Genomic DNA, 9,220 nt, shown 5'->3' with positions numbered 1-9,220 from the left:
CTGCCGGTCTGGTCCAACACGACCGCCGGGCCCTACCCCGGCAGCCCGGACGAGGTGCGGGCGATGCTCGCCGGCCAGGTGGCGGCGCCGGTCAGGTTCGTCGAGCAGATCGAGGCGATGTACGCCGCGGGGGTGCGGACCTTCGTCGAGGCCGGGCCCGGCCGCGTCCTGGCGCAGCTCGTCGGCAGGATTCTGGCCGGTCGACCGCACCGGGTGGTGGCCACCGACGTCGCCGGCGAGCCGGGGCTGCGCCGGTTGCTGCTGGCCCTCGCCGAGCTCGCCGCCGTCGGCGTCGAGCTCGACCCCTCCGCGCTGTTTACCGGCCGCGACGCCCGGGTGGTCAGCGCGACGGACCTGCCGCGCCGTCCCGGCTGGCTCATCGATGGGGCCTACGTGCGCACGCCCGACGGCCGGTTCCTTCCCGGTGGGCTGCGGCCGCCGACCCGGCTGACGGCGCGGACGACTTCACCCGGGGTCGCCTCCGTGCCCGAGATCGTCGGCGTGCGCGGGTTCGTCGAGGACACCGTGACGCCGCCCCTCCCGTTCGACCGCACCGGCGTGACCGACCACAGCGAGACGACCGACGACCCGGCGGCGGGGCCCGCCGGACTGGCCGAACTTGGAGGTGACGGATCGGTGGACGCCGTGGTGCTGGAGTTCCTGCGGACCACCCGGGAACTGGTCGCGGCGCAACGTGACGTCGTACTGGGCTACTTGGGCATCGACCCGACTGGCCTGGCCCGGCCGGGCCAGCTTCCCGAGGGGCGGCCGGCGGACTTCGTGCCGCCGCGGCCCCGGGTCGTGTCGGACGACGTGTCGGACTTCGTGCCGCCGCGGCCCCGGGTCGTGTCGGACGACGTGCCGGACGTGGCTGCCGCGAGTCGGGTGGTGCCGGACCGGGCCGCGGTGTCGGCTGCGGTGGTGGGGGTGATCGGGGAACAGACGGGTTATCCGGTGGAGATGCTGGAGCCGGATCTGGATCTTGAGGCTGACCTGTCGATCGACTCGATCAAGCGGACGGAGATTCTGGGGGAACTGGCGCAGCGGCTGGGCCTGGTGGATGCCGGGTCGGGGGAGCTGGGCGAGGAGGTCGTCGAGGAGCTGGCGGCGATCAAGACTGTCCGCGGCATCGTCGACTGGATCGTCGCGTCGGTGGATCCGGATGCCGTCGGCGCGACCGAACCGGCTGAGCCCGCCGGGTCCGGTCGGTCCGCCGGAGTCGCGAAGTCCGGGGGGGCCGGCTCGACAGCCGCGATCCCGCTACGGCGGTTCGTCGTCGAACCGGAGATCGTCCCCGTGCCCTCGGCCCCGGAGCCGGTCGGGCGGGCCGGGTCGCTGGCCGGGGCCCGCTTCCTTCTCGTCGAGGGCGGTCTCGGGGTCGGACTCGAGCTCGCCACGTTGCTGGAGCAGGCGGGTGCCGAGGCCCGCATCCTCGCCGCCGACGACCGGGGTCTGGTCGGCCAGATTCGAGCCGGCGCCGGCGCGGACGGCCTGGTGTGGATCGCCTCGATCGATCCCGGCGCCGGCGACCACGCCGTTCTTCCCGCCGCGTTCGCGGCACTGCGGGCCGCGGCCCTCGGCGGCAGCCGGCGGATGCTCGTCGCGACCGGGCACGGCGGGCGCTTCGGTCGCCCGTCGCCTCACGACACCGGGGCGCTCGCCCCGGGCGACGCCGGGGACGAGGGGATCCAGCTGACCCCGGGGATGGGCCTCGCCGGCCTGGTGCGCACGATCGCCTGGGAGGTTCCCAACAGCGCGGTCCGCCTCGTCGACGTCGAACCGAAGGACGAACCGCGTCGGATCGCCGAGAGCCTGCTCGTCGAGCTGCTCACCCCCGGCGGGCCGTCCGTGGTGGGCTACCGTGACGGGGTCCGCGCGACCCCGCGGATCCGGCCGGTGGAGCTGGGCGTCGCGGGCGAAGTCGGTGAAGTCGGCGACGTGGGTGCGGCGGGCTACGCAGGCGAACTGCCCGCCGGGCTCGGCCCCTCCTCGGTGGTGCTGCTCACCGGTGGCGCGCGGGGTATCACGGCGGCCGTCGCCGTGGAGCTCGCCCGGCGCAGCGGCTGCGCCATCGAGCTGATCGGGCGCACCCCACCGCCCACCGGACCGGAGGATCCGGTGACGGCGGATGCGCTCGACGCCCCGGCGCTGCGCCGCGCGCTCGTCGCCACCGGCGTCCGCCGGCCGGCCGAGATCGAGTCCCAGGTCGCCCGGTTGCTCGCCGAGCGGGAGGTGCGCACCACGCTGGAGGTCCTTGGCCGGCTGGCCTCGTCGGTGCGTTACCACGCGGTGGACGTGCGTGACGGTGCCGCTGTTGCCTCGGTCGTGGCCGACGTCTACGCCCGCCACGGTCGCCTCGACGGCGTGGTGCACGGCGCGGGCATCCTGGCGGACCGGCTCCTGCGGGATAAGACGCCCGAGTCGTTCGACCAGGTGTACCGAACGAAGATCGACGGTGCCCGGGCGCTGCTGGCGGCGCTGCGGGACGACGTCGGCTTCGTCGCCCTGTTCGGGAGTGTCGCGGGCGTCTTCGGCAACCGCGGCCAGGTCGACTACGCCGCCGCGAACGACGCCCTGGACACGCTCGCCGGTGCCTGTGCGGGCCGCTTCGCCGGCCGGGTGGTCAGTGTCGACTGGGGTCCCTGGGGATCGGCGCGGGACTTCGTGGCACGGGCCGGCGGACCGGCCCCCGCGGTGGCCGGGGGCGCGGTGGCCGGTGTGGCCGGTGTGGCCGGTGGTGGGATGGTCTCCCCGGAGCTTGCCCGGGAGTACGCGCGCCGTGGCATCGGCCTGATCGATCCCGCCGACGGGGTGGCCGCCCTGCTGCGGGAGCTGGCCGCTCCGGCGGGCACGCCCGCGCAGGTCGTCTACATGTGCGCCTCGGTGGAGTCGTTCGATGCCTGAGCCCGGTGCCGGGCCGGGGGGGCGGTCGGCGTCGGGATCCCGGCCTGCGCCCGGGGGCGGCGCCCCACCCATCGCCCTGGTCGGGATGGCGGCGCTGTTCCCCGGCGCCGGCGACCTCGGCACCTTCTGGGGCAACATCGTCGGGGGCGTCGACGCGATCCGGGAGGTGTCGCCGGAGCGTTTCGACGTCGACGACTACTTCCGCCCCGACCCGCCCCGCGGTGACCGTCCCGGCGCCGGACCGGGCGGTGCGGGTGGACCGGGCGGTGCGGGCGACGCCTTTTACTGCCGGCGTGGCGGTTTCGTCGAGGAGTTCGCGTCGTTCGACCCGGCCGAGTTCGGCATCATGCCGCTCGCCGTCGGCTGGACCGAACCCGACCAGCTGCTGTCCCTGCGGCTCGCCGCCGCGGCGATCACGGACGCCGGCGGTCCCGAGCGGCTGGGGGACGCCGAGCGTGTCGGGGTGGTGCTCGGCCGCGGCGGCTACGTCGGTCCCGGGGTCGCCAAGCTCGAACAGCGGGTACGCACCTCCCGCCAGATTGTCACGACGCTGCGCGAGATCCTGCCCGATCTGCCGGCCGAGGCCGTCGAACGGGTCCGGGAGGCGTTCGTCGCCCAGCTCGGACCGCAGCGCCCCGAGGCGTCCATCGGGCTGGTGCCGAACCTCGCCGCCTCCCGCATCGCCAACCGGCTCGACCTGCGCGGGCCCGCCTACACCGTGGACGGGGCTTGCGCGTCATCGCTCATCGCCGTCGACATGGCGATGCGCGACCTCGGGTCCGGCCGGACCGACGCGATGATTGTAGGTGGCGCCCACATCGTGCACGAGGCGTCGTTCTGGAGCGTCTTCACCCTGCTGCGGGCGTTGTCCCCGAGTGAGATCATCCGTCCCTTCGACCGGCGGGCCGACGGCATCCTCATCGGCGAGGGCGTCGGTATGGTCGTCCTCAAGCGGCTCGCCGACGCCGAGCGCGACGGCGACCGGATCTACGCGGTGCTGCGGGGATCGGGCACGTCCAGTGACGGCCGGTCCGCCTCGCTGATGGCCCCGGCGGTCGAAGGCCAGACGCTCGCCGTCCGCCGGGCCTGGGCGGATGCCGGGCTCGACCCGACGGCGCCGGGTGCGATCGGCCTCGTCGAGGCGCACGGCACGGCCACCCCCACCGGCGACGCTGTGGAGCTCGCCACCCTCGGCCAGATCTTCGGCACCGCGCCGGCCGGGCCGGCCGGGCCGGGGCGGGCGGACATCGGGATCGGTTCCGTCAAGTCCATGATTGGTCACGCGATGCCGGCCGCGGGCGCGGCCGCTCTGATCAAGACCGCGCTGGCGCTGCACCACCGGGTCCTGCCGCCCACGCTGCACTGCGACGAGCCGCATCCGGCGTTCGCGGGCAGCCGGTTCGCGCCGGTGCGCGCCGCCGTCGAGTGGGACACCCCGGCCGGCGGCGGTCCCCGCCGAGCGGGGGTCAATGCCTTCGGGTTCGGCGGCATCAACGCCCATCTGGTGCTGGAGGAGGCGCCGGCACCTGCGGCGGTGACGGCGGCCCGTACGTTCGCCGCCCCGGCGGTGACCACGGTGGACCGGGCGGCCGACCCGGACGTCGATCCAGACGCCGAACCGGTGCTGCTGTTCGCCGGGGTCGACGCGGCTGACCTGCTGGCCCAGCTCGACGTCCCGGACGCGGAACTGCTCGCCCGCGACGACGCCGCGGCCCCGCCGACCGGTGGGCCGTGGCGGCTGGCCCTGGTCGCGCCGACCGCCCGTCGGCTGGCGCTCGCCCGCACCGTCGTCGAGCGCGGCACCCCCTGGCGGGGGCGCAACGACCTGTGGTTCACCCCGGCAGGGATGTTCGCCCCCGCGCGGCCGGGTGGGGACTCCCCGGCGCAGACCGCCTTCCTGTTCTGCGGCCTGGAGGACAAGTTCACCCCGCGGATCGACGATGTCTGCGAACACTTCGGGCTGACGAAGCCGACCCTCGACGACACCGGGATGCTCGGCCGGCATGGCGTCGCGAGCGTTGAGGTCGGCCGGATCCTCGATGTGGCGCTGCGGCGGCTCGGGATCACCCCGGACCTCGTCGGCGGCCACAGCATCGGCGAGTGGAACGCGATGATCTCCTGTGGGCTGATCACCAACGAGTACACCGACGACTTCCTCGCCGGCTTCGACCCGACCGTCCTAGAGGTGCCGGGGGTCGTCTTCGGCGCGCTCGGCTGCGGCGCGCAGCGCGCGGCGGAGGTCATCGCCGGGCTCGGCGAGGTCGTCGTCTCCCACGACAACTGCCCGCATCAGTCGATCATCTGCGGGCGGGAGGACAGCGTGCGCACCGCGCTGGACCGGCTGCGCCGCGACGGCGTGCTGGGCCAGATCCTGCCGTTCCGGTCGGGGTTCCACTCCCCGTTCCTCGAGCCGTACCTGGACCCGATGCGGGCGCGGCTCGCCCTCACCACGTTCGTCGAGGCGAGCGTGCCGATCTGGTCGGCGACCACGGTGGCGCCCTACCCGAGCGACCACGACGCCATCCGCGCGCTCGCTCTTCGGCACCTGGTCGAACCGGTTCGCTTCCGCCAGCTCGTCGAGCGGCTGCGCGAGCGCGGGGTGCGTGCCTTCATCCAGGTCGGAGTGGGCAGCGTCGCGGGATTCATCGACGACACCCTGCCCGGCAACGACCATCTCTCGTTGGTCACGAATACCGTGAAGCGCCCCGGGCTGGACCAGCTGCGGCGGGTCGCGGCGGCGATGTGGGCGGAAGGCGCCGCGCCCCGGATGGACCTGCTGCCCTGCCGGTCGCGACCCGCGCCGGCGGTGCCGCCGCCCCCCCGGGGGGCCAACGGACCGCACCGCGTCGGTGCCCCGGTGCGGTTGAGCCTCGGCACCCCCCTGATCCGCCTCGGCGGCGGAGCCGGCGACCTGCTCAACCCGGGCAGTGCTGATCGGACCCACCGGAACCCGCCGGCCTGGGCCGGGGGTGACGTGCCGACGCATCCGGTGATCGCCGAGCTGCGGGCCGCGCTCGCCGAGGCGGACGCGGTGATGTCCACCGTGGTCGACCGCTGGTCGCATGGGGCGACGCCGGCTCGGGTCCCCCCACCCGGACCGGGGGGCGGGGCAATCCCGGGCGCTGCGCCCCCGGGCGCAGGTCGGACGTCCGCGGTGGGCCGGGTACCCGTGCCCCGTGACAGTCCCGAACCCGGGCCGCGGATGTTCCGGCGACGGCTGTCGCTGGCGTCGATGCCGCACATCGTCGACCACTGCTTCTACCGTCAGCCGCCGGGCTGGGCGGACATGTCCGATCTGTTCCCGGTCGTGCCGATGACCGAGGTCCTCGAGCTCATGATCGGCGAGGCCGCCGCGCTGCTGCCGGGCCGGGTGCCGGTCGGTGTCCGAGACGTTCGGGCGTTGCGCTGGCTCGCGATCGAGCCGGCGGTGGAGGTGTCCATTGCGCTCGCCCCCGCAGGGCCGGACGCGGTGCGGGTGACAGTGGACGGCTACGCCCGCGGCACGGTGCTGTTCGCGGCGGACCACCTGCCGTCGCCCGGGCCGACCGCGATCACCGCCGATCTGTCGGTGGGCCGGACGGGCCCGACGCTGCCCGTCGAGCGGCCCCCGCGGCATCATGGCAGGGATCTCTACGGGGCCCGGTTCCTCTTCCACGGTCCCGGCTACCAGGGCATCCATCGGATCGAGGCGATCGCCCCGACCGGTATCCGGGGGCGTCTGCGGGTGCCGTCGGCGTCCGGCGCCCTGCTCGACAACGTGGGCCAGCTCTTCGGCTACTGGGCGATGGAGCATCTGTCCGACGACTCCCTTCTGCTCCCGCAGTCCCTGGCCGACGTGCGGTTCCACGGCCCGGTGCCGGTAGAGGGCGACCTGGTGGACTGCGTCGTACGGATCCGTCAGGTGGCCGAGCGCACGGTGACCGCGGACATGGAGGTGCGGCGGGCCGACGGGCGTGTCTGGGCGGTCATCACCGGGTGGACCGACCGCCGGTTCGCCAACGACGACGTGCTCTGGGCGATGGTGCGTGCGCCGGAGCTGAACACCGTGGCGCAGCCCTCCGGTGAGGGCTGGGTGGTCGCCGTGGACCGCTGGCCCGATGCGGCCTCGCGGGAACTGATCGTGCGCCACTACGCTGATGCCGCCGAGCGTGCCCGGCTCGCCGCGCTCAACCCCAGGGCGGCGCGTGGCCGGCTGTTGGGACGGATCGCCGCCCAGGACGCAGTCCGGCGATGGCTGTGGGAGCGGGGAGCGGGGCCCGTCTGGGGGATCGAGATCGGGATCCGTAACGACGACGTGGGTGCCCCGGTCATCACCTCCCTGCCGGCGCGGCCGGGTGTCCCCGCGCTCGACCCCCCGTGGGTGTCGCTCGCCCACAAGCCGGAGCTCGCCGTGGCCCTGGTCGCCGCGGACGGGGAGGTCGGTATCGATCTTGAGCAGATCGTGTCCCGCGCCGCCGGGGTCGAGAAGGCGGCCTTGGCGCCCACCGAACTGCGCCTGCTCGACCGGGTCGCCGGCACCGATTCTCACCGGCGGGCCGTGTGGTTCACCCGGTTGTGGGCGGCGAAAGAGGCGGCGGCGAAGGCCGACGGAACGGGCCTCGCCGGCCGTCCACGCCGGTTCGTCGTGGACGGCCCTCATTCCCTGGGGACGGCCCAGTTCCCGGGAAGGGATGGGCTCGCATCCTCCCGGGCGGGGGGCACCCCGCCCGATCTGGTCCGGGTCACCGTCTACGGGGATGGTCCCGACGGGTCGGTGCCGGAGCGGACCCGGTGGGTGGCGTTGCGTACGGTGGACGCCGCCGGCCGGATTCAGCCGGAACCGACCGGCCCGGTGCCCCGCGAGGGCGGGGCACCGCCGTCGCAGCGCCAGGACGCTGTGGGCGATGGCGTCTCCGCCGGAAGAGTCGATGTCGCTACCGTCAGTTACGTAGTCGCCTGGACCTCCCCCGAGGTCGAGGCGCATGGTCTCCAGAGCCAGAAGGAGTGTTGATGATGTCTGCGCAGAGCACGACGAGGCAGGGTCCTCCCGGCCCGGAACCGGACGACCGCACCGGCGCCGTCACACGGGCCGAGGCCGAGGCCCGGATCCTCGGCGAGGTCACGGAGCTCCTGCGGGAGGTGATCGGGGAGGAATACGTCGTGGACATGGAGATCACGATGGCCACCTCGTTCAATCAGGATCTCGAGCTGGAGAGCATCGAGTTCGTGGCGCTGGCCGACCGGCTGCGTGAGCGCTACGGCGAGGCGGTGGACTTCGTCGGCTTCCTTGCCGACATGGACGTCGACCAGGTGATCAACATGCGGGTCGGCGAGGTCGTCCGCTTCATCGTCGACAGCCTCCCGACGCTGGCGCCGGCGGGATCGGCCTGAAGGCCCGTGGCTGAGGTCATCGCGAACGGGATCCGGCTGCATGCGCAGCGACTGGCGCCCAGGGGCGGAGCGTCCACGGACTCGCCGGTCGTCGTGATGGTGCACGGCATGGTGATGGACAACATCTCCAGCTTCTACTTCACGCTGGGCAACTGCCTCGCCGATGCCGGCTGCGACGTCATCTGCTACGATCTGCGCGGCCATGGGCGCAGCGAGCGGACCCGCAGCGGCTACGGGCTGGCGGACTCGATGGCAGACCTGCTCGGGCTGCTCGACGAGCTCGGAGTGGACCGCCCGGTGCACCTGGTGGGTAACAGTTACGGCGCCACGATGGCGCTGGCTTTCGGGCTGGAGTTCACCTCCCGGGTGGCGAGCCTGACGCTGATCGAGCCGCCGTTCCTGATCGAGGGTCTCGGCGAGGAGATGGCCCGATCGCTGACCCAGATCCTCGTCGCGATGAGCGACGAGGAGGTCCAGGAGTGGCTGGACAACGGCGCCGGGCGCGTGGCCAGCCGCGCCACCCGGGCCGCGCAGCGGCTGCTGCAGGAGACGACGATCGCCACCGACATGCTGGCGACTCCGCCTTTCTCCACCGAGGCGCTGGCCGCGCTGAACGTCCCGGTGCTCGCGGTGTACGGGGAGAACTCCGACATCATCGGGCAGGCTGCGGGCCTGGCCGCGCTGGTGCCCGATTGCACCCTGATCGTCCTGGAGCACCACACGCACATGGTGCTACGGGAGGCCGCGCACTACCTGCGGGACCTGCTGCGGTGGTGGTTGTTCCGCCGCCAGACGCCGCCGCCGCCCTACGTGCGCGCGAACGGCCGGCGCTTCGCCACCCCGGACTGGGTGACGCAGCGGGTGCCGCCGCCCGATCTCAACGCCGAGCGCCGGTCGGCCCCGATCCCGGCCGACGCGGCAGCTGCGGCCGGCGAGGGGTGTGAGG

General features: G+C 73.9%; 4 protein-coding genes. All 4 read left to right on the top strand.

Annotation, left to right across the window (positions count from 1 at the left end; all coding sequences use genetic code 11):
- Window positions 1-2,904: SDR family NAD(P)-dependent oxidoreductase (locus tag AC08OP_RS15005; protein WP_476614769.1), on the top strand; the 2,904-nt coding region annotated here is incomplete at its 5' end.
- Window positions 2,897-7,894, top strand: a complete 4,998-nt coding sequence (locus AC08OP_RS15000; RefSeq protein ID WP_476614768.1) for a type I polyketide synthase — start codon at window positions 2,897-2,899, stop codon at window positions 7,892-7,894. The genes AC08OP_RS15005 and AC08OP_RS15000, both read left to right, overlap by 8 nt.
- Window positions 7,895-7,896: 2 nt before the next feature.
- Entirely contained in the window at window positions 7,897-8,274 is a 378-nt protein-coding gene (locus AC08OP_RS14995; protein ID WP_476591722.1) for a phosphopantetheine-binding protein, read from the top strand.
- Window positions 8,275-8,280: 6 nt separating this feature from the next.
- A partial coding sequence (locus AC08OP_RS14990; RefSeq protein WP_476614767.1) for an alpha/beta fold hydrolase occupies window positions 8,281-9,220 on the top strand: 940 nt, incomplete at its 3' end.

Source organism: Frankia sp. CeRuru1 (assembly GCF_977966315.1).
The sequence above is the reverse complement of the archived record's forward strand: the minus strand, read 5'-3'. Positions and strand labels throughout refer to the sequence as shown.